This window comes from Dyella lipolytica, assembly GCF_030160075.1.
GTDB classification, from domain to species: Bacteria; Pseudomonadota; Gammaproteobacteria; order Xanthomonadales; family Rhodanobacteraceae; genus Dyella_B; species Dyella_B lipolytica.
In genome coordinates this window covers 191,324-211,588 of sequence record NZ_BSNQ01000009.1, presented here as the reverse complement: position 1 = coordinate 211,588, position 20,265 = coordinate 191,324, and the positions used below count along the sequence as shown (strand labels likewise).

Annotated in this window: 18 protein-coding genes; 11 read left to right on the top strand and 7 right to left on the bottom strand. The window is 61.5% G+C overall.

Annotation, left to right across the window (positions count from 1 at the left end; translation table 11 throughout):
* Positions 1 to 13: 13 nt before the first annotated feature.
* Together QQL64_RS14070 and QQL64_RS14065 are read right to left on the bottom strand one after the other, a co-directional pair.
* Positions 14 to 436 (bottom strand): DNA polymerase III subunit chi, encoded by a 423-nt coding sequence (locus QQL64_RS14070; RefSeq protein WP_284400817.1) that lies wholly within the window; start codon positions 434 to 436, stop codon positions 14 to 16.
* A 61-nt stretch (positions 437 to 497) separates the two neighbouring features.
* On the bottom strand, positions 498 to 1,985 hold the full coding sequence (locus QQL64_RS14065; RefSeq protein WP_284402193.1) for a leucyl aminopeptidase: 1,488 nt from the start codon (positions 1,983 to 1,985) through the stop codon (positions 498 to 500).
* Between the two features lie 98 nt (positions 1,986 to 2,083).
* Here QQL64_RS14065 and lptF point away from each other — a divergent pair, with 98 nt between their 5' ends.
* The 4 genes from lptF to ltaE all read left to right on the top strand — a co-directional run bounded on the left by lptF (position 2,084) and on the right by ltaE (position 5,836).
* Positions 2,084 to 3,187, top strand: coding sequence for an LPS export ABC transporter permease LptF (gene lptF / locus QQL64_RS14060; RefSeq protein WP_284400815.1), 1,104 nt, complete (start codon positions 2,084 to 2,086; stop codon positions 3,185 to 3,187).
* Positions 3,187 to 4,287 carry an LPS export ABC transporter permease LptG gene (gene lptG, locus QQL64_RS14055; protein ID WP_284400813.1) on the top strand — a complete coding sequence of 367 codons (1,101 nt, stop codon included), beginning with the start codon at positions 3,187 to 3,189 and terminating at the stop codon, positions 4,285 to 4,287. Before lptF ends, lptG begins: the two co-directional genes overlap by 1 nt.
* 13 nt (positions 4,288 to 4,300) lie before the next feature.
* Positions 4,301 to 4,756, top strand: coding sequence for a putative toxin-antitoxin system toxin component, PIN family (locus QQL64_RS14050; protein WP_284400811.1), 456 nt, complete (start codon positions 4,301 to 4,303; stop codon positions 4,754 to 4,756).
* 63 nt (positions 4,757 to 4,819) lie between these two features.
* Entirely contained in the window at positions 4,820 to 5,836 is a 1,017-nt protein-coding gene (ltaE, locus tag QQL64_RS14045) for a low-specificity L-threonine aldolase (protein WP_284400810.1), read from the top strand.
* A 49-nt stretch (positions 5,837 to 5,885) separates the two neighbouring features.
* Here ltaE and QQL64_RS14040 read toward each other — a convergent pair whose 3' ends face one another.
* Together QQL64_RS14040 and QQL64_RS14035 are read right to left on the bottom strand one after the other, a co-directional pair.
* Positions 5,886 to 7,151 (bottom strand): polyhydroxyalkanoate depolymerase, encoded by a 1,266-nt coding sequence (locus QQL64_RS14040; RefSeq protein ID WP_284400809.1) that lies wholly within the window; start codon positions 7,149 to 7,151, stop codon positions 5,886 to 5,888.
* A 148-nt stretch (positions 7,152 to 7,299) separates the two neighbouring features.
* The gene (locus tag QQL64_RS14035; RefSeq protein ID WP_284400807.1) at positions 7,300 to 7,800 is read right to left on the bottom strand and encodes an RDD family protein; all 501 of its coding nucleotides are present in this window, start codon (positions 7,798 to 7,800) and stop codon (positions 7,300 to 7,302) included.
* A gap of 44 nt (positions 7,801 to 7,844) precedes the next feature.
* Here QQL64_RS14035 and xerD point away from each other — a divergent pair, with 44 nt between their 5' ends.
* The 7 genes from xerD to QQL64_RS14000 all read left to right on the top strand — a co-directional run bounded on the left by xerD (position 7,845) and on the right by QQL64_RS14000 (position 17,176).
* Complete coding sequence (xerD, locus tag QQL64_RS14030) at positions 7,845 to 8,768, top strand: site-specific tyrosine recombinase XerD (protein ID WP_284400804.1); 924 nt, start codon at positions 7,845 to 7,847, stop codon at positions 8,766 to 8,768.
* A gap of 89 nt (positions 8,769 to 8,857) precedes the next feature.
* Entirely contained in the window at positions 8,858 to 9,643 is a 786-nt protein-coding gene (locus QQL64_RS14025) for a thioredoxin fold domain-containing protein (protein WP_284400803.1), read from the top strand.
* Between the two features lie 75 nt (positions 9,644 to 9,718).
* Entirely contained in the window at positions 9,719 to 10,582 is an 864-nt protein-coding gene (locus tag QQL64_RS14020; RefSeq protein ID WP_284400801.1) for a DNA ligase, read from the top strand.
* A 163-nt stretch (positions 10,583 to 10,745) separates the two neighbouring features.
* Positions 10,746 to 14,606 carry a phosphoribosylformylglycinamidine synthase gene (gene purL / locus QQL64_RS14015; RefSeq protein ID WP_284400799.1) on the top strand — a complete coding sequence of 1,287 codons (3,861 nt, stop codon included), beginning with the start codon at positions 10,746 to 10,748 and terminating at the stop codon, positions 14,604 to 14,606.
* The gene (locus QQL64_RS14010) at positions 14,564 to 15,349 is read left to right on the top strand and encodes a hypothetical protein (RefSeq protein WP_284400798.1); all 786 of its coding nucleotides are present in this window, start codon (positions 14,564 to 14,566) and stop codon (positions 15,347 to 15,349) included. The genes purL and QQL64_RS14010 overlap by 43 nt, the downstream gene beginning before the upstream one ends.
* A 49-nt stretch (positions 15,350 to 15,398) precedes the next feature.
* The gene (locus QQL64_RS14005) at positions 15,399 to 16,271 is read left to right on the top strand and encodes a glycosyltransferase family 2 protein (protein ID WP_284400797.1); all 873 of its coding nucleotides are present in this window, start codon (positions 15,399 to 15,401) and stop codon (positions 16,269 to 16,271) included.
* Positions 16,268 to 17,176 carry a DMT family transporter gene (locus QQL64_RS14000; protein ID WP_284400796.1) on the top strand — a complete coding sequence of 303 codons (909 nt, stop codon included), beginning with the start codon at positions 16,268 to 16,270 and terminating at the stop codon, positions 17,174 to 17,176. The genes QQL64_RS14005 and QQL64_RS14000 overlap by 4 nt, the downstream gene beginning before the upstream one ends.
* 6 nt (positions 17,177 to 17,182) lie before the next feature.
* Here the strand turns inward: QQL64_RS14000 and QQL64_RS13995 are convergent, their stop codons facing one another.
* The 3 genes from QQL64_RS13995 to QQL64_RS13985 form a co-directional block, all read right to left on the bottom strand.
* A complete protein-coding gene (locus QQL64_RS13995; protein WP_284400795.1) occupies positions 17,183 to 17,725 on the bottom strand; it encodes a DUF2127 domain-containing protein in 543 nt (180 codons plus the stop codon).
* A gap of 115 nt (positions 17,726 to 17,840) precedes the next feature.
* Positions 17,841 to 18,050, bottom strand: coding sequence for a YbdD/YjiX family protein (locus QQL64_RS13990; RefSeq protein ID WP_284400794.1), 210 nt, complete (start codon positions 18,048 to 18,050; stop codon positions 17,841 to 17,843).
* Positions 18,047 to 20,131 carry a carbon starvation CstA family protein gene (locus tag QQL64_RS13985; protein ID WP_284400792.1) on the bottom strand — a complete coding sequence of 695 codons (2,085 nt, stop codon included), beginning with the start codon at positions 20,129 to 20,131 and terminating at the stop codon, positions 18,047 to 18,049. Before QQL64_RS13985 ends, QQL64_RS13990 begins: the two co-directional genes overlap by 4 nt.
* Between the last annotated feature and the right edge of the window lie 134 nt (positions 20,132 to 20,265).

The following is a 20,265-nucleotide window of genomic DNA, read 5'->3' as shown; positions in this document are numbered from 1 at the left end:
CAGCACCGGGTTCTTACATGTCGAACTTGTTTACTTCGAAGCCAAGGCGTTGATATTCGCGCCAACGCAAACGTGAACCTTCACGTTCGGCAGGATCGGCGGCCACCACTTCGAGTATGCGATCGCCATAGCTCTGCGGACACTGTTCGCGCAGGTTGATGGTCAGCGCGCGTGTGGGCGTATCTACGCCAGGTGGCGCGATCAGTACCGCGGTGTGTTCGTCGTCTTCATCGCCGGCAAGTTGATGCGGGATGAAGGCGTCTTCATCGAAAGCCCACAGCAGTTCGTCGAGCGCTTCGGCTTGTGCGAAGTCGCGCGTGAGGATCAGGGTGGGTTGCTGTGCCGCACAGGCTTTGCGCGCCAACTCGCACACCAGCAATAGCGGTTGTTCGCTGAAGCGCGGTTTGGCGATCAGGTAGAAGTCGGCGCGAGGCATAGGGTCAGCGTCCTGGGTACCGGTCATTCCGAACGTGTGCCGGAATGACGGGATTGATCCATCAACCAGCGCGATCGATCAGCCACTGCGCCAACAACGGCACCGGGCGACCGGTGGCGAGTCCTTTGCGACCCTCGTCCCACGCGGTACCGGCAATATCCAGATGCGCCCAGCGCTGACCTTCGGTGAAGCGCGAAAGGAAACAACCTGCCGTGATGGCACCGGCATTCTTGCCACCGATATTGGCGACGTCGGCGAAACCGGAATCGAGCTGCGCGTGATAGTCATCCCACAACGGCAGGCGCCAGGCACGGTCGAGTGTGTGTTCGCCTGCGCTAAGTAATTCTTCGGCGAGATCGTCGTGCTTGCTCATCAGACCGCTGGCGTGTTTGCCTAGCGCGATCACGCAGGCGCCGGTAAGCGTGGCCGCGTCGATCATGGTTTGCGGCTGGAAGGTTTGCGCGGTGTAGGTCAGCGCGTCGCACAGGATCAGGCGGCCTTCGGCGTCGGTGTTGAGCACTTCGATGGTAAGGCCGGACAGGCTAGTGAGCACATCGCTGGGACGGTAGCTGTCGCCGTCGGGCATGTTTTCCACCGCCGGTACCACGCAGACCAGGTTGAGCTTCAGACCCATTTTTACGGCGGATACGAAGGCGCCGAGCACGCCAGCAGCGCCACCCATGTCGAATTTCATTTCTTCCATGCCCGGGCCGGGCTTGAGGCTGATGCCGCCGGTGTCGAAGGTGATGCCTTTACCGACGAAGGCATAGGGCTTTTCATCGGCTGCGCCGCCTTTGTACTCGAGCACGATTAGCTTCGGCTTGTTGGCCGAGCCGCGGCCGACGGCAAGCAGCGAACCGAAGCCGAGCTTGGCCATTTCCTCGTGGTCGAGCACGTTGCAGCTTACGTTCGCCTGATTTTCGGCGAACTGCACAGCTTGGTCGGCGATATAAGCAGGGTTGCAGATGTTCGGCGGCAGGTTGGCCAGTTCGCGGGCGAAGCGCACGCCTTCGGCAATGGCGCGGGCCTGGTCAAGGCCAGATTTCGCATCGTCTCCGCCGGCAAATGTGATGCTGCCCAATTCCGGCTGGCTGCTTTTCTCGCGCGGCTTGAAGGTCGCGGTGTAGCGATAGGTGGTGTGATCGGCGGCCAGCGCGGCGGTGCGTACGCGCCAGGCGGCATCGCGGCCGGGAACATCCACTTCGGCAAGAAACGACACGGCGGCATCGATCGGCAAGCGAGCGAGCGCACGCACCGCTTCGACATTCACTTTCTGAAAACGCGCGGCGTCGAAGGCCTTCTGCGAGCCCAGGCCGACCACCAGCACGCGTTTGGCCTGCACGCCCTCGGGTGCAAACAATACCGTGGTGCTACCCGCCTTGCCGTTGATATCACCGCTTTCCACCTGACGCTTGATCGCACCACCGGCTGCACTGTCCACGCGCGCTGCCGCGCTGGTCAGCAGCCCGTTTTCGTAGACGCCGACGACCACGCAAGGCGTATCGGCGGTTTCGGGGGCGACGGAGCCGAGGCTGAATTGAAGCGTCATCATCAAGTTCCTGCGGGAGGCCGGAACGCGTCGAACCGGCTAGACTTAGGGTTTGCCTCCCCAGGGCTGGAGGGGCATGGAACCCACGATTCTATCGCATGCTGAGCATCCTAGACCGGTACTTCCTGCGCGAACTGGGCCAGACCGTTGGCGCCACGATCATCGTGCTGCTGGTGATCATGGCCGGTACCGCCTTCGCCCACGTGCTGGAGCAGGTGGCCAAGGGCAGCTTTCCGGCCAGCGTGATGTTCCAGGTGCTGGGTCTGCAGATGGTCGACGGCTTGTCGAACATGCTGCCGCTGGCGGGTTTCCTCGGCGTGCTATTGGCATTTGGACGCATGTATCGCGAAAGCGAGATGCACGTGCTGTCCTCCTCCGGCATGGGCATGGGTGGACTGCTGCGGCCGATGGCGATCGTCGCGGTGGTGATGATCGCGCTGGTCGGCATGGTGTCGATGTGGCTGGGGCCGATGGCTGCGCGTACGTCGGACAGCCTCGTCGCCGCCGCCAACCGCTCGGTGATCGCCGCGGGTCTCGACGCCGGTCGTTTTACCGAATTGCCTGGTAAGGGCGGCATCATTTTCGTCGACGCGCTCAGCCGCGACGGCAGCACGCTGGGCAATACCTTTATTGCCGCCGAGCGCACCAATCGCGATGGCAGCGTGGTCATGAAGATGATCAGCGGCAAGCATGGCCGTTTGTATCAGAGCACCGATGGCAGCAATCGCTACCTTGCGTTGTACACCGGCTGGCAGTACGAAATTCCGCTGGGTGCGGACAACTGGCGTCGCATGCAGTACGAGCGCAACGACAGCGCGCTTTCCTCAGTGCAGTCCGACGATCCCGAAGATCCGATCCACAATTTGGACATGCTCGACCTCATGCGTACGGATACGCCTGACGCGCGTGCCGAGTTCGCTTGGCGCACTGTGGTACCGATTATGACGCTGGCCTTGCTCATGATGGCGCTTCCGTTGGCGCGTCAGAGTCCGCGTGAGCCGAAATACGGACGCATGCTGATCGCGGTGCTGGGCTTCTTCGTTTACTACAACTTGCTTGCGCTGTGCCGCGGTCAGTTGGCCAAAGGACACTGGCATCATCCCACGCCGATGTGGCTGCTCAGCATCGCATTGTTTGCCATTGCAGCTTGGGGTTTCCGCAATAACTACATCGCGCGCAAGCCGCGCAAAGCGAGCGCCTGATGTTCCGTATCAAGCGCGTGGACTGGCTGATCGGCCTGACTGTGCTCGGCTCGATGCTGATCGTCTGGCTGGTGTTGGTCGGTCTGGACGCCATGCTGCAGTTCGTGAAGCAGCTCGGCTATATCGGCCGTAACGGTTACACGCTGAGTAACGCAATCTTCTACATCCTGGTGACGATTCCTCGCCGCATGTACGAGATGTTTGGCTTCGCCGCACTGATTGGCGGTTTGCTCGGTCTGGGTGGCCTTGCTTCCACGGGCGAGCTGACGGCGCTGCGCGCCTCGGGCATGTCGCGTTTGCGCATCGCTGTATCGGCGGTGGGTGTGGTGGCGGTGCTGATCGCCGGTGTGGTGATCATGGGGGAAACGATCGGCCCTTGGGGTGATCAGCAGGCGCAGGCCATGGAGTTGCGGTTGCGCTCGGGCAATATGGGGCTTACCACCAGCAGCGGTTTGTGGGCGCGTGACGGCAATCGTGTCATCAATGCCAAGAGCAGTGTGTTGCGCACCGCCAACGATGGGCACCAGTACGTAGAACTGGCCGAAGTACGGGTATTCACCTTGACCGACGACGGTCAGCAGCTGACACGCTTCGACCAGGCCAACACGGCCCAGCATGTTGGCAACGAGTGGGTACTGAGTCATGTGCGAAGCAGCATGCTGGACGAAGGCGGGGTGCACAGCAGTACGTCCGAAAGCGAGCGTTGGGATTCGCGGCTTGATCCGGATGTGCTGCAGCAATCAGTGATCCAGCCGCAATACCTGGCGATGCGCGACCTCCAGCGCAACATCCGCTACCTCCAACAGAATGGCGAGAACACCAACGCCTACGAGACCCCGTTCTGGGGGCGCGTCATGTATCCGCTGAACGTGCTGGTACTGGTGTTGTGCGCGATGCCGTTCGCTTTCGGTGCCTTGCGTTCGGGTGGTCTGGGCAAACGTATTTTCATGGGCATGATTCTGGCGATCAGCTGGTATTTCGTGCAGAAGGCCATCGTCAGTTTCGGCACGGTGTATGGCATTCCGCCGATGCTGGCGAATGTATTGCCGGCGATGTTGTTGGTGTTCCTGGCCTGGTTCTATTTCCGCAAGAACGCGTGAGGCGGGCGACGTGATGTCGCCTGGTCCACCTCGCTATGTGCTAGACACCAATGTCTGTCTGGATCTGTTCGTGTTTGACGATTCGCAGTGCGCGTCGTTGCTTGCTTCCGTCAGTGCTGGCGATATCGAACTCGTTACGCGCGAGGACTGCTATGCCGAGTGGCAGGCCGTGTTGGCGTATCCCCGGCTGGCGTTGAGCGACGAGCAACGTGCTAAAGCGTTAACGGCCTTCGACACGTGGGTGCGATGCGTGCGTCCATTGGATACGGCGATGCAAAGCGATGTCATCCTGCCACGCTGCAGCGATCGCGACGATCAGAAATTTCTGGAACTGGCGCAACAAGCGGGCGCGGTTGCGCTGCTCACGCGCGATGACGCTTTGCTGCGTCTCGCGCGCCGTGCCAGGCGCGAAGGCCTCTTTGCCATCTTGCCCCCGGCGTTATGGCGAGAGGCGATAATCAGTCGATAACGACTTGCCGATTGCCGGCTAGAACGGCAAAGTGATGCATTCTTCGCTGGTAAGAGGTGCGGCATGAATTGGGTCGATCTGCGCAGTGATACGGTGACCAGGCCGACGCCGGCGATGCGCGCAGCCATGCTGGATGCCGACGTCGGCGACGACGTCTATGGCGAAGATCCCACTGTCAATGCGCTTCAACAGCGTCTGGCTGACGACCTTGGTTTCGAGGCGGGGCTGTTCGTGCCTTCCGGCACGCAATCGAATTTGCTTGCACTGATGTCGCACTGCGAGCGTGGCGACGAATATATCGTCGGCAATGACGCGCATACCTACAAGTTCGAAGGTGGTGGCGCGGCGGTGCTTGGTTCGATCCAGCCGCAGCCGATTGTGCAAGACGCCGACGGTTCGCTGCCGCTGGACAAAGTGGCGGCGGCGATCAAGCCGATCGATCCGCACTTCGCACGCACCCGTTTGCTTGCCTTGGAGAACACCTGGCACGGACGCGTTTTACCGATGAATTACCTGCGTGCCGCGCGTGACTTTGCACGCGAACGCGGGCTTGCATTGCATCTGGACGGTGCGCGGCTTTACAACGCCGCTGTCGCCAGCAGCGTGCCGGCGCGTGAGATCGCACAACATTTCGATAGTGTGTCGGTGTGTCTGTCGAAAGGACTGGGTGCGCCGGTGGGCTCCGTGCTGGTCGGTTCCACGGCACTGGTCGACAAGGCGCGACGCTGGCGCAAGGTAACCGGCGGCGGTTGGCGCCAGGCCGGCATGCTGGCTGCAGCGTGCGTCTATGCGTTGGATCATCACGTCACGCGCTTGGCCGACGATCATGCGCGCGCCGCTCGTCTGGCCGAAGGGTTGCGGACTATCCCTGGCGTCAACTTACTTGGACTGCACACCAATATGGTGTTCGTCGATGTGCCGGCTGACCGATTGCGCGAGCTGGATGCGCATCTGCGCGCCGCGGCGGTGCGCATCAGCATCGGCTACTTACCGACCTTGCGTCTGGTGACGCATCTGGATATCGATGACGCGGGCGTGGCGCGCGTCATCGAGGCATTCAGAACATTTTTTGCTGCTTGAAACTCCTTCCCTGATAGGGAAGGAGAAAAGAGATCATTCCTACTTCAGATCAGGCCCGCTTCGATATCAGCGCCAGATCCGATCGACGAATGAAGTCGCGTACCTGCGGATAAACGACTTCGCGCCAGCGACGGCCGCTGAAGATGCCGTAGTGGCCCGCGCCCTGGATCACCCGATGCACGCGGCGTGTCGACGGAATGCCGGTGCACAGATCATGCGCCGCTTCGGTCTGGCCAATGCCGGAGATATCGTCCAGCTCGCCTTCGATGGTGAGCAGGCTGGTGCGCTTGATCGCCGCAGGATTCACGCGCTCACCCGCCACATCCCACAAGCCGCGCGGCAGCAGGAACTGTTGGAACACGGTGCTGATGGTGTCGAGGTAATACTCCGCCGGCATGTCCAGCACCGCGTTGTATTCGTCGTAGAACTTGCGATGCGCGTGGGCATCATCCAGATCTCCGCGCAGCAGATTGAGATAGAAATCCCAGTGCGAATTGAGGTGGCGACCGGGATTCATCGCCACGAAACCGGCATGCTGCAAGAAACCTGGATAGACCTCGCGGCCGTGACCCGGATAGTTCGTCGGCACGGTGTGGATCACGTTGCCTCTGAACCAGCTGAGCGGCTGGGTCGTGGCGAGATTGTTGACCTGCGTCGGGCTGCGGCGCGGGTCGATCGGGCCACCCATCATCGTCATGCTGCGCGGCGTCGCTTCGCCGCGTGCGGCCATCAGCGAAATCGCCGCCAGCACCGGCACGGTCGGCTGGCACACCGAGATCACATGCAGCGATTCGGCGCCGATATGGCGGATGAACTGCTCGATGGTCGCGACGTAATCATCCAGATGGAACGGACCCGCTGAGGCAGGCACCATGCGCGCGTCGATCCAGTCGGTGATGTACACCTTGTGGTCGAGCAGCAGCGTGCGCACCGTGTCACGCAGCAGAGTGGAGTGATGACCCGACAGCGGTGCGACCACCAGCACCACCGGCTCGGTCTTCATCTTTTCGATGGTGGCCGGGTCGTCGCTGAAACGCTTGAAGCGCCGGAGTTGGCAGAACGGCGTTTCCAGGTCGATGCGTTCGACGATGGCGATCTGGTTACCGTGCGCATCGACGCTGTGGATGTCGAACGCCGGCTTCTCATAGTCCTTGCCGATCCGGTGGATCAGCTCGTAGCCGGCCGCCATACGCTGCGCTCCGGGTACGTGGGCCAGCGGACTGCTGGGATCGGTGAGCATCCTGGCACTGGCTTCAGCGTAGTGGCTGAGCGGGCCGAGAAAGGCGCGTTGCCATTCGTGGAGTTGATAAAGCATGAGAAATCGACCGCGGGTCTAAAGCTGCATCATAGCCGGTTACGCGCTGTATTGCTGCATTGCAGAATAGTATTAATTATTTATAAATCAATAGCTTAATAATTGAGAGTTGTCTCATTGCCATGGAGCGGCCGGTGACGGCGGGTTTTCACCCGATGCGACGGACCTCGGTACCGGCGGCCAGATCGTGGATAGTGCGACGGCTTGGGTCGAACAAGGCCGCAGCAAACCAGACCATCCAGCCTCCCGCCACGGCCCAAAGCGCAGCGTGCAGTCCGAAGGCCGGAGCAAGGAGCAGCAATAGCAAGGGGAGGGCAGCTGCGATCGCCCGAACGAATGCCTGCCGCCACGATGGTTGCATGCCGGAGCGCGTGGTTACCCGGATTCGCCACGGCCGCATGCCGAGCGTCTGGCCGCCACGCAGCCACGAGACCACGAAATACGCCGCCACGACCAGCGCCTGCAAAGGTTGATACCACCACGCGATATGTACTTGCGGGCCGGTGGTGATTAACTGCCCATGCGTCGCGATTTGGCACAGCAATCCGACCACCATCACGATCGCCAATACCGCCACTAAGTCGTAGACCAGGGCTGTCAGTCGCCGCCAGAGCGGACAAATCGTGTTCGTTGCCGTTGTTGTTCTCATCGAATAGCTTGCATGGCGCGTGCGCAATGCCCAGCATCGTGCGCATGAAAGAGACATTGAGTAAAGAGCCTCCCAGTATCGCCGAAGCCGATGCACTGGATATCGAGGCGTTTATCGAGCGCGTGTGGTCGGAGGACGGCCTGGCCGAGCGCACGCTCGAAGCCTACCGCCGCGACCTGGAGGGATTGGCACGCTGGCTGGCGACCCGCGGACGGCGTCTGCGTACAGCGCGGCGCGAGGATCTGTCCGCGTTTCATGGCTCGCAACCGGTGGCCGTGCGTTCGATGGCGCGCCGGCAATCGGCCTTCCGTCGCTACTATGCCTCGGTCGCGCGCAACGAGCCGGGTTTCGACGATCCGACCCTGTTGATCGAACGCCCCAAAATGCCGCGCAGCCTGCCCAAGGCGCTGGCGGAGCGCGAGATCGAAGGTCTGCTCAACGCACCGGATGCCTCCACCACGCTGGGCCTTCGTGATCGTGCGATGTTCGAGTTGATGTACGCCTCCGGCTTGCGCGTTTCCGAACTCGTGGAGCTGCCTTTGGCGGCGCTGAATACCCGACAAGGCGTACTGCGCGTGACCGGCAAAGGCGGAAAGGACAGGCTTGTGCCGGTGGGTGAGGTGGCGCTGGAGCACATCCAGGCTTACCTGGCCCAGGCGCGTCCGGCATTGGCTAAGGGGCGCCAGCCAAAGGCGCTGTTTCTAAGCAAGCGCGGTGAGGGCATGACGCGCCAGATGTTCTGGACGCTGGTGAAGCGTCACGCCGCCTCGGTCGGCATCAATGCCAAACGCATTTCGCCGCATGTGCTTCGGCACTCCTTCGCAACCCACCTGTTGAATCACGGGGCGGACTTGCGCGCCTTGCAGATGCTGCTCGGCCACAGCGCGCTCAGCACCACGCAGATCTACACGCTGGTCGCCAAGGAAGGGCTGAAGCGGCTGCATGCCCAGCACCATCCGCGCGGCTGATTGGAACAGGCTTTTATCGGCGATATGCGATACTTGGAGCCTCTTTTGGCCCGTGACCCCGCACGACGCCGATCCTCAGTGAGGTTGTGATGTCCAAGAAGTTCTGGTTGATGCTTTGCGCCGCGGTGTTCGCGATCCAGGCAGGCGCAGCGATAGCGCAGAGCGCGGTGTCACAACCGCCGCCGGTCGCCGCCACGCCCGAAAACATCGTGCGCCAGACGATCATGCGGCTCGTTCCGAAGGCAAAGATCGAGCAGGTTACGCTCTCCCCCATGCCGGGCTTTTACCAGGTCATTACTTCCGGGCACATTGTTTACGTCAGTGCCGACGGCAAGTACCTGATGAATGGCGATCTGATCGATGCCAACAAAGGCATCAGCCTTACCGACGATGCCTGGGCGACCTATCGCAAGACGGAACTTGCCAAAGTGCCAGTGTCAGATCGCATCGTGTTCGCACCGCCGCATCCGAAATACACGGTGACAGTGTTTACCGACGTGACCTGTCCGTATTGCCGTGTTCTGCACGAACAGATCGATGCGTTCAATAAGGAAGGCATCGCTGTGCAATACCTGGCTTGGCCGCGTGCAGGTGTGATCGGCGATGACGGCAAGCCCACGTCGGTCTACAACGAAATGGTATCGATCTGGTGTGCCGCCGACCGCAACGATGCGTTCACGGCAGCCAAGAAAGGCCGTGATCCCAAGCCGGTTTCCTGCAAAAACCCGGTGAAGGATCAGTTCGATTTGGGTCTGAAGCTCGGCGTTACCGGTACGCCGGCGATCTATACCGAAGACGGCACCCAGATCGGCGGCTATCTGTCGCCAGCGGAAATGCTGCAAGCGGTGCAAGCGCACTCCACGGCGGGCGGTTGACCCATCGACACGCGTTGAGCGTGTCCGCAGAATCGCCCTGATTTCGCCTCGCTGAGGCTTACACAGGGATGTGTCATGCGGAAATCTGCGCGATCGGTGGGCGTGCTTCGTGCACTGCCGTTTGTCATCGGGCTCCTCGTCAACCCCGTCCACACGGCAGCGGCCACGCTATCGCCGGTGATGCTGGCGAATGTCTATCACTCGGGCGTGGCGCTCGGCGACTACTGGGTCAGCGAAAAATACGACGGCGTGCGCGGTTACTGGGATGGCGAAAAGCTTCTTACGCGTAGCGGCACGGTCATCCATCCACCGGCATGGTTTACCGCGCACTGGCCGAAAACGCCGATGGATGGCGAGCTTTGGGCCGGGCGCGGTCAATTCGACATGGCGTCGGCCACCATCCGCCAACAACCGGCCGACGATGAGGCATGGCGACACATCCGATACATGGTGTTCGACGTGCCTGGGCAGCCCGGTTCGTTTGACGAGCGCCTTCCCGCGCTTAAACGACTGATTGCCGAACTCAATGTTCCCTGGGTGCGGGCAGTGCGGCAATACAAAGTCGCCGATGAAGCCGAGTTGCAGCGGCAGCTGGACGACGTAGTCCAGGGAGACGGCGAAGGCCTCGTCTTGCACCGTGGGGCATCGCGCTATCACGCGGGCCGCAGCGAGGACATGCTCAAATTCAAGCCGTTCGACGACGCCGAAGCTCGCGTTGTCGAGCAGGTGCCCGGCAAGGGCAAATACACCGGCATGATGGGCGCACTGCTAGTGGAGATGCCCAACGGTACGCGTTTTCGTATCGGTACCGGCTTTAGCGATGCCCAGCGCCGCAACCCGCCGCCGGTGGGCAGCGTGGTGACATATCGGTATCAAGGCATGACGTCGGGCGGCAAACCACGTTTCGCGCGTTTTATGCGTATTCGTGACGAGATGTAAGACAGATTCTTGAACGGTCTTGGGAGAGGGCCCGCGTCGGCAGGACAACGGGCTAAAACGGCCGGCGAGAAGCGCGCCTTGGGCTGTTTAGCGTCCACGCGAAGATATTGGACGGGCTCTAAGGTACAATAGGCCGCTCCACTGCTTAGCGCCTTTTCCCCGCATGATCGCACTCGACGGGCAGAGCGCCCTCTCGCCTTTTCGTCTGGAACGTCTCAACGCCCGCCTGGATGCCTTGCATCGTGGCGCACGGGTGCAGGCGTGCTGGTTCGTCTACTTCATCGATGCCCCGACCGCGCCCGAAGGCGAGCAGCGCAAACGGCTGCTCGAGGTGCTGGAGGCCAAAGACAGCAGGCCCGACACGGCCTCGCTATGGGTGGTGCCGCGGCTGGGCACGATCTCGCCCTGGTCGAGCAAGGCGACGGACATCTTGCATGACGCAGGTTTCGACGTACGTCGGGTCGAAAGGGGTATCGCCTGGCAAGTGAGTGGCTTGCCCGCAGCGAGCGATGCACGCTACAACGATGTGCTGGCGGTACTGCACGATGCGATGACGCAATCGGTGCTCACCCACCTCGACCAGGCGCAGGGCTTGTTCCTTGCCGGTCAGCCTGGCGATCTGGTGCACATCGCACTCGACAACGACCCGCGTGTGGCGCTGACCAAGGCGAATAGCGAATTGGGTCTGGCCTTGGCTGACGACGAGATCGATTATCTCGCTGCGTGCTACGCCGAACTCGGTCGTGATCCCACCGACGCCGAACTCTTCATGTTCGCGCAGGCGAATTCCGAGCACTGCCGCCACAAGGTGTTCAACGCCAGCTGGACGCTGGATGGCGAGGCGCAGGACAAGAGCCTGTTCGGCATGATCAAGAACACGCACCAGCATTCGCCGGCGCACACGCTCTCCGCGTACAAAGACAATGCGGCAGTCATCGAGGGTCATGTCGGCAAGCGTTTTACGAGTGGTCCGGATAAAGTCTGGCGCTCCAACGAAGAACGCATCGACTACGCGATCAAGGTTGAAACGCACAACCACCCGACGGCGATCGCGCCATGGCCGGGTGCCGCTACCGGCGCTGGCGGTGAAATCCGCGATGAAGGTGCGACCGGCCGCGGTGCCAAACCCAAGGCAGGCCTGACGGGTTTCTCGGTATCGGACCTGCGCATTCCCGGTCATCCGCAGCCGTGGGAAGTGGAGCGTCCGCTGCCGCCGCGCATGGCCAGCGCATTCGAAATCATGCGCGATGGTCCGCTGGGCGCTGCTGCGTTCAACAACGAATTCGGCCGTCCGTGTTTGGGCGGTTACTTCCGCACCTACGAACATGAAACCGGCGAAGCCGGCGTGCGTCGCGGTTACGACAAGCCGATCATGATTGCCGGCGGCCTCGCCAATATCCGCAATGACCACGTGCAGAAACGCGAAGTGCAGCCAGGTCACGCGGTGATCGTGTTGGGCGGTCCTGCCATGCTAATCGGTCTCGGCGGTGGTGCGGCATCGTCGGTGGCGTCGGGTGCATCGAGTGCGGCATTGGATTTTGCCTCCGTGCAGCGCGATAACGCCGAGATGGAGCGTCGCTGCCAGCAGGTGATCGATGCGTGCTGGTCGCGTGGTGAACGCAATCCCATCGTCAGCATCCACGACGTCGGCGCAGGCGGTTTGTCCAACGCGATTCCCGAGTTGCTCAACGATGCCGGCGTAGGCGGTGACATCGATCTGTCGAAGGTGCCCTGCGACGATCCCTCGCTGTCGCCGATGCAGGTGTGGAGCAACGAATCGCAGGAACGCTACGTTCTGGCGATCGCCACGGCGGACTTGCCGGAATTCGAAGCGTACTGCGCACGTGAGCGCTGCCCTTACGCCGTAGTCGGTACGGCCACGCAGGAGCGCGTGCTGCGCGTCACCGACCCGCGCCGCAACCTCACCGTGATCGATCTGCCGATGGATGTGCTGTTCGGCAAGCCGCCGCGCATGCATCGCGATGCCAAGCACATCAAACCGCGCATCGATCTGGTGCCAGATTTGAGCGGCATCGGCATGGACGAAGCGCTGATGCGCGTGTTGCGCCTGCCGACCGTGGGTAGCAAGAGCTTTCTTATCACGATCGGCGATCGCAGCGTGGGCGGCCTGTGCGCGCGCGATCCGATGGTCGGTCCGTGGCAGGTGCCGGTTGCCGACTGCGCGGTGACCTTGCTCGATTTCGACAGCTACAAGGGCGAAGCGATGGCGATGGCCGAGCGCGCGCCTGTCGCCTTGCTCAATAGCGCCGATGCAGCGCGCCTTGCCGTTGGCGAAGCCATCACCAATCTCGCCGCGGCACCGATCGAGAGTCTTGGCGAAGTGCGTCTTTCCGCCAACTGGATGGCTGCAGTCAATCATCCGGGCGAAGATGCCGCGCTGTTCGATGCCGTCAAAGCGGTGGGCATGGAGCTTTGTCCCGAACTGGATATTTCCATTCCGGTCGGCAAGGATTCGCTGTCCATGCAAACCGTGTGGAAAGACGGCGATACGCAGCAACGCACGGTGGCGCCGGTGTCGCTGGTCATCACCGGTTTCGCGCGAGTCAGCGATGTGCGCCGCACACTCACACCGCAGCTAAAACTCGATCGCGGCGATTCCGACCTGTGGTTGATCGATCTCGGTGCCGGTCGCGCGCGTCTTGGCGGATCGTCGCTGACCCAGGTCTTCAATCGCGGCGGCGGCGTACCGCCCGATCTCGACGATGCCAAGCAGCTAAAGGCGTTGTTCGACCTCGTGCAGGAGGGCAGTCGCAGCGGCCTGTTGCTGGCGTATCACGACCGTTCCGACGGTGGCGCCATCGTCACTCTGCTGGAGATGGCATTTGCGGGTCATTGCGGCCTGGAAATCACTCTGGATGGCTGGGCGGAAGCCACGCTGCGCGCATTGTTCAACGAAGAACTGGGCGCGGTGATGCAAGTGGCCACGGCCAATCGCGAAGCGTTCGAGGCATTGCTGGTCAAGCACGGTCTTGCCGGTGTGAGCAATCGCATTGGTCGTCCGAAGGAAAAGCTCGGCATCAAACTGTTTCTCAATGGCGACACGTTGTTCAAGTGGAACTGGACGCTGTTGTTCAAAGCCTGGAACGAGACCAGCCACGCGATGCAGCGCCTGCGCGACAATCCGGTCAGTGCCGATGCAGAGCTGGCGTGGCGCCTCGACGATGCCGATGCGGGCATCACGCCGAAGCTCAGTTTCGATCCGACTGACGATATTGCCGCGCCCTATCTGACGCAATTTACGCGTCCGCGCGTGGCGATCCTGCGCGAGCAGGGCGTGAACGGCCAGGTCGAGATGGCGGCGGCATTTACCCGTGCAGGTTTCGACGCGGTGGACGTGCACATGTCGGATCTCGTCAGCGGGCGCATCAAGCTGGATGACTTCCGTGGTTTTGCGGCGTGCGGCGGATTCTCCTACGGTGACGTGCTCGGCGCCGGTCGCGGCTGGGCCGCGTCGATCCTCTACAACGAACAACTGCGCGCGCAATTTGCGTCGTTCTTTGCCGATCCCAACAAGTTCGCACTGGGTGTGTGCAACGGTTGCCAGATGATGAGTCAGCTCAAGGACATCATTCCTGGCGCACAGCACTGGCCGAAATTCCTGCGCAATGCTTCCGAGCAATACGAGGCGCGCCTGACTACGCTCGAAGTGCTCGATTCGCCGAGCATCTTCTTCAAGGGCATGACGGGTTCGCGCATTCCGGTGGTGGTGGCGCATGGCGAGGGGCGAGTCAGTTTTCCGCAGACGTGTAGCCCTGCCAAATCGGGCAGTGCGTTGCGTTTCGTCGACAACCGCGGCAAGCCGACTGAAAACTTCCCGCTCAATCCGAACGGTTCGCCCGGCGGACTTGCAGGTTTCACCGCCGCCGACGGCCGCGTAACGATCCTGATGCCGCATCCGGAACGCGTGTTCCGCAGCGTGCAGATGAGTTGGCGTCCGGAAGCCTGGGGCGAGGATTCACCGTGGATGCGCATGTTCCGCAACGCCAGGGTGTGGTGCGGCTGAGCCTAGCCACACAACTGCATCGATGGCCGGGTTGGTTACTGGCCATCGGGTGGGCTCTGTTGCTTGCATGTATGCCGTGGTGGATCGATCTGCCGCTGTTGCTGGCTCTCGCCGCAGCGCAGGTGGCGCGGGTTCCACGGTTGCATAGCTATAACGGCATCATCAGGCGTGCGCTTCGCTGGGGTTTGGCGGGCTTGTTGGTAGCGAGTTATCGAGCACTCGGGGGCCACGCACTTGGCCTTACGCTTACGCTGCTGGCAGCGCTGATCGGGTTTTCATTGCTGGTTCTGCTCGAATCGTGGCAGGACCATAAGCCGCAGCACAGCGCAGCCACGGCGGCTGCATCGCCTGAATGGAGCGACTTGGCGTTGGCGCCGATCGGGCCATCTGCAGCCATCATCGAATTGAAGCCACCCACATGGATAATGCTGGAGGGACCCGCGACCCGTGCTCCTGTCGATGTCGCGCTCGTTGCCGAACGCCGTTGTCGCGTCGGAGCGAGTACTCTGGTCAATGACGTCGAACCGCAGATCTCGATCACCGCGGGGCAGGGCTGGATAGCCTTCCCCATCACTGCCGGACGCGGTGTGGTGCTGTACGATCGCGCCCACGACCGGCAATACCGGCTGCGCGGCTGGCAGCTCTACGGTTGGCACGACGAGGAGGCATGGCTTACGCGTGGCGAGGATCAGGCGCCGCTCGCGCTTTCGCATGTGCTTGGTCAGGATCAGGTCGAGGAATGACTAGATTTCCGCTCGATGCGTTGGACCTATCAATCTTCATAAGGTAGCTATGTCAGCACTCGATACGACTGCAACCGCGCTCAGCGTTATCGTGGTTTCCGCCGATAGTGGCCCCAGCTTGCGCGACTGCGTGAACAGCGTGCTGGCCTGCACCGTGCCACTCGAACTGGTGTTGATCGACAACGCATCATCCGACGGGGTGCCGCAGGCGATTGCCCGAGCGCACGAAAGCGACCATCGACTCAAAATCATCTACAACCGCGCGAATCTCGGTTTCGGTCCGGCCGTCAATCGCGCGGCGGAGCAGTCGCGTGGTCAGGCCTTGCTGATTCTCAACCCCGATTGCGTGCTCAAAGAGCCCGCATTGCAGCGGTTGCTGGAGGTACTCGCCACTGAGCCCAAGGTCGGCCTTGTCGGCGCCGTAGTATGCGATGGTAAAGGTGTGCCCGATCCCGCGTCGTATCGTCGCGATCCTGTGTTGCAACGGGCGCTCGCCACTTTGTTTAAAAGTGGCGATGAAGGTGTGAATATCGACGGTGCCATGCCCGATCACTTGGTCGAGGCCGAAGCGGTCTCCGGTGCGGTGATGCTCATCTCGCGGCGCGTGTTCGAATGGTTGAACGGCTTCGACGAGAACTATTTCCTGCATTGCGAAGATTTGGATCTGTGCCGCCGCATACGCGATGGTGGCTGGCGCGTACTGCTGGCGGGCGATGTTCGCGTGTTGCATGGCAAAGGTAGCTCGAGCCGGCATCGCCCGGTGTTCGTGAGTTATCACAAGCATCGCGGCATGTGGCGCTGGTTCCGCAAGTTCGATCCGGCGGCGCAAAGGCCGCTCGTGGCGGCTACGGTATGGCTGGGACTGTGGGCGCATTTCTTGTTGCAAATTCCGGGTCAGCTAATCCGGATGGCTAGCCGGTGACGACCGCTTCGCGCGTGAGTGCGCTGGCGACGATCGGTCTGCTGGCAATGACTGCCGTGTGGGGTTCGACGTTTGTCCTGATCAAGGACGTCGTGGGCCGCATGCCCGTCGCGGATTTCCTCGCGGTGCGCTTTATCGTCGCCGCGTTCGCCATGTTCGTGTTGTTCCATCGGCATGTGATGCGACTTGATCGTCGTCAGTTGCTGCGTGGCATCGTACTTGGCGTGATTTACGGCACAGGTCAGTTGCTGCAGACCTGGGGGCTGGCCATGATTTCGCCCAGCGTCAGCGGCTTTGTTACCGGTATGTATGTGGTATTTACGCCGATCCTTGCCACGGTGTTGTTGCGTCAGCGCATGCCTGCGGTCATCTGGTTGGCGGTGGGAATGGCGACCTTGGGCCTCGGGTTGCTTTCCCTCAATGGTCTTTCGGTCGACGAAGGCGTGTGGTTGACCCTGCTATCGGCGTTGCTCTACGGCTTGCATATCGTGGCGCTCGGGCATTGGACACGTGCGGAGGAAGTCTTCGGCCTGTCCGCCGTGCAGATGGCGGTGATCGCACTGGTTTGTCTGCTCGCCACGGCAGGTCATGGCGGCCCCACGCTACCGCCCGACCGCAGCGCGTGGATGGCCGTGCTTTACATGGCCTTGATTGCAGGTGCCGGCGCCATGCTGATGCAAACCTGGGCGCAAGCGCATTTGCCTGCAACGCGTGCAGCCATCGTGATGACGACCGAGCCCGTCTTTGCGGCAGGGTTTGCCGTAGCCTTGGGCAGCGATGTGCTGACCTGGCGCATGCTGGTCGGCGGAGGATTGGTATTGGCCGCGATGTACCTGGTCGAATTGATACCGCGTCGCGGCGTTGCCGACGGGCAACCCGCGGAAGCCGCGCATCACGAAGTGTGATGCCGCCTACCCCTCTCGCGAAACTACCGAAGTCGAGGAGTTATCCGAGCGTTTCACGTGCGGCTGCATGGCAATGCGTATCAGGTACAACACAATGGCGACGTTTGCGATCAACGCGGCGAGTTTCAGCCAGCTGAAGCGCATCAGCACTTCGTAAACTTCGACCGGGATCAGCGAGCCGGTGGCGATCACCGTAAACCATTCAGCCCAGTGCTTGCGTAACCACAGGCCGGTGCCTTCAGTGGCGAAGATGACGGCATAAGCCAATGCCACGATGCCAACGGCCACGAACTTGCTCGGCCCCATCTGTTCCAGCAGCCCGACCAATTGCCAGCGCAGACCGCTGCTGTCGGTCAACGACAGATGTTCCAGCGAATGCACAAGATGCTCGAAGTTCTGCTGCTGGTGTAACCCGAATGCCACGATCGCCACAAAGATCAGGCAAACCGTTTTGATCGCCTTGTAGATAGCGATGATGCGCAAACCGACGCTATGTTGCGCCTCGATCTCGGAGCTCGGCTTGGTGATGCGATGATCGCTGGGGGACATGGGGACCGGTCACGTGCGGGCGTGAGAAGCAAGTTTAGCGGGTAGGGGATACGGAAAGACCATGTCTGTATAAGGACATGGCCTGAGTTTTCCAAGGTTGGCAGGAGAGAAGGGTTCAGCAACAACGTCCGCCGGTCCCCTTGTAGCGCGCCGTCTGCCGGTCGCGGAAGAACTCGGCATAGCTCGGTACTTTCCGTTCGGGATGATGGGCGCGCAGGTGCGCGACGTAGACGTCGTAGTCGGGAATGCCGCAGCTCAATCGCGCGGTCTGTACCAGGCGACGCCAAACATGGGAGAGCCTACCGTGCAAAGGACTGTTGTTCATGAGCGTTGCGCCACCACGCTGGTCAATGCGACACGCGGCGCCTCTTGCGCCGTCGGATAACGGCTGCGCCAGGCCTGAACCATCGCGTAGACGCTGAAACCGCTCATCGTCACGACCAGCAACATGAAGACGGCGGTAAGCGTCGCATCCACGCTGTTGTTGGTGATGATCTGCTGCATCTGTGCCATGTTTTTCGCTGGCGCCAACAACGTGCCCGCTTGCATGGCCTCGGTGTACTTCTGTGCCGCCACAGTGAAGCTGATCGGCCCGCTGAGTTTTTCCCAACCGGCCGTAAGCGTGCACACCACCAGCCACATGGCGGGAATGCCCGGTACCCATACGTAGCGTTCGCGCTTGAGCTTCACTGTCACGACAGTGGCGAGCATCAACGCAATCGCGGCAAGCATTTGATTGGCGATGCCGAACAGGGGCCACAAGGTATTGATGCCGCCCAGCGGATCGACCGAACCCTGGTAGAGGAAATAACCCCACAGGCCCACGCAGATCGATGTGGCGAGCACGTTACCGATCCACGATTCGGTGCCTTTCAATGGCGCGTAGATGAGGCCGGCGATCTCCTGGATCATAAAGCGTCCCACGCGCGTACCGGCATCTACCGTAGTGAGAATGAACAAGGCCTCGAACAGAATCGCGTAGTGGTACCAGAACGCCATCATGCGTTCGCCCGGAAGAATGTTGTGCAGCAATTGCGCCATGCCCACTGCCAGCGTGGGAGCGCCGCCAGCGCGGCTTAGGATGCTGGTTTCGCCGATGTCGTGCGCTGTTTGCGACAGCTGGTCCGGCGTCACCACGAAGCCCCATTGGCTGATCACACTGGCGGCGTGCTCCACGGTGTTGCCGATCAGCGCCGTTGGCGCGTTCATCGAGAAATAGACTCCCGGATGCAGCGAAGCAGCGGCGATCAACGCCATGATCGCCACAAACCCTTCCATCAGCATGCCGCCGTAACCGACCATGCGTGCCTCGCCTTCGTTCGAAAGCAGTTTGGGCGTGGTGCCCGAGGCAATGATCGAATGCCAGCCCGACACCGCACCGCAGGCGATAGTGATGAACAGGAACGGGAACAGCTGGCCCTGGAAGACCGGGCCAGTGCCATCGATAAAGCGAGAGATCGCCGGCATCTGAAGTTGCGGCGCGGCAAACAGGATTGCGATCGCCAGCAGCACGATGGTGCCGATCTTTAGGAAGGTAGAAAGATAATCGCGTGGCGCCAGCAGCAGCCATACCGGCAACACCGATGCGCAGAAGCCGTAAGCGATCAGCAGCCATGCAAGGGCCTTTGCGTCGAAATCGAACATCGCCGCGAGTTCCGGCGTGGCGGCCACATGGGCGCCATACGCGATGGAAACCAGCAGCAGCACCAGGCCGATCAACGACACTTCCAGAATGCGCCCCGGACGCAGCCAGCGCAGGTACGCGCCCATCAGCAGCGCGATCGGAATCGTGCAGGCCACCGAGAACGTGCCCCAAGGACTATGTGTCAGCGCCTTCACCACTACCAGCGCCAACACCGCCAGCACGATCATCATGAGCGCCAGCAAGCCGAACATCGCAACGACACCGGCGAATGGCCCAAGCTCCTCCCGCAACATGTGTCCCAGCGAGCGCGCATCGCGACGAATCGACAGGCCGAGGATCATGAAATCCTGCACCGCACCGGCAAACACCACGCCGAACAGAATCCACAACGTACCGGGCAGATAACCCATCTGCGCCGCCAGCACCGGGCCCACCAGTGGCCCTGCGCCGGCGATCGCGGCGAAATGGTGGCCGAAAACCACCCATTTGTCGGTGGGCACGTAGTCCAACCCGTCATTGCGCAACACCGATGGCGGGGCGCGACCCGGGTCCATCTGCAGCACGTGGCGATCGATAAAGCGGCTATAGAAGCGGTAGCCGATCATCAACACCGCAATCGAAGCAGCCACTACCCAAATGGCGTTGACCGGTTCGCCGCGCCGCAGCGCAACAACGGCAAGACAGGCGGCACCGATGACGGCGACGATGATCCACAGGATCTTGCTCGTCACACTGGCCGGCTTCGTTGCGATGGTTTCCATTGAAGATCTCCGGTTCGAAGAGCCTGTTCAATGTCGCCGCGCAGTGCGTGTTATGCGGCAACGGACTACGCTGCGGGCAAACAGCTATCGTCCGGGCGGCGCGGAGCCTCGGACAAGCGCTTAGGTTCGTCCTG

Coding starts and splice junctions, on each gene's coding strand:
- lptF (WP_284400815.1), top strand. CDS start 2,084: ATGCTGAGCATCCTAGACCGGTACTTCCTGCGCGAACTGGGCCAGACC.
- QQL64_RS14070 (WP_284400817.1), bottom strand. CDS start 436: ATGCCTCGCGCCGACTTCTACCTGATCGCCAAACCGCGCTTCAGCGAA.
- QQL64_RS13990 (WP_284400794.1), bottom strand. CDS start 18,050: ATGAACAACAGTCCTTTGCACGGTAGGCTCTCCCATGTTTGGCGTCGC.
- QQL64_RS14035 (WP_284400807.1), bottom strand. CDS start 7,800: ATGAGAACAACAACGGCAACGAACACGATTTGTCCGCTCTGGCGGCGA.
- purL (WP_284400799.1), top strand. CDS start 10,746: ATGATCGCACTCGACGGGCAGAGCGCCCTCTCGCCTTTTCGTCTGGAA.
- QQL64_RS13995 (WP_284400795.1), bottom strand. CDS start 17,725: ATGTCCCCCAGCGATCATCGCATCACCAAGCCGAGCTCCGAGATCGAG.
- QQL64_RS14065 (WP_284402193.1), bottom strand. CDS start 1,985: ATGACGCTTCAATTCAGCCTCGGCTCCGTCGCCCCCGAAACCGCCGAT.
- QQL64_RS14005 (WP_284400797.1), top strand. CDS start 15,399: ATGTCAGCACTCGATACGACTGCAACCGCGCTCAGCGTTATCGTGGTT.
- QQL64_RS14020 (WP_284400801.1), top strand. CDS start 9,719: ATGCGGAAATCTGCGCGATCGGTGGGCGTGCTTCGTGCACTGCCGTTT.
- QQL64_RS14050 (WP_284400811.1), top strand. CDS start 4,301: ATGTCGCCTGGTCCACCTCGCTATGTGCTAGACACCAATGTCTGTCTG.
- QQL64_RS14040 (WP_284400809.1), bottom strand. CDS start 7,151: ATGCTTTATCAACTCCACGAATGGCAACGCGCCTTTCTCGGCCCGCTC.
- QQL64_RS14025 (WP_284400803.1), top strand. CDS start 8,858: ATGTCCAAGAAGTTCTGGTTGATGCTTTGCGCCGCGGTGTTCGCGATC.
- ltaE (WP_284400810.1), top strand. CDS start 4,820: ATGAATTGGGTCGATCTGCGCAGTGATACGGTGACCAGGCCGACGCCG.
- QQL64_RS13985 (WP_284400792.1), bottom strand. CDS start 20,131: ATGGAAACCATCGCAACGAAGCCGGCCAGTGTGACGAGCAAGATCCTG.
- xerD (WP_284400804.1), top strand. CDS start 7,845: ATGAAAGAGACATTGAGTAAAGAGCCTCCCAGTATCGCCGAAGCCGAT.
- lptG (WP_284400813.1), top strand. CDS start 3,187: ATGTTCCGTATCAAGCGCGTGGACTGGCTGATCGGCCTGACTGTGCTC.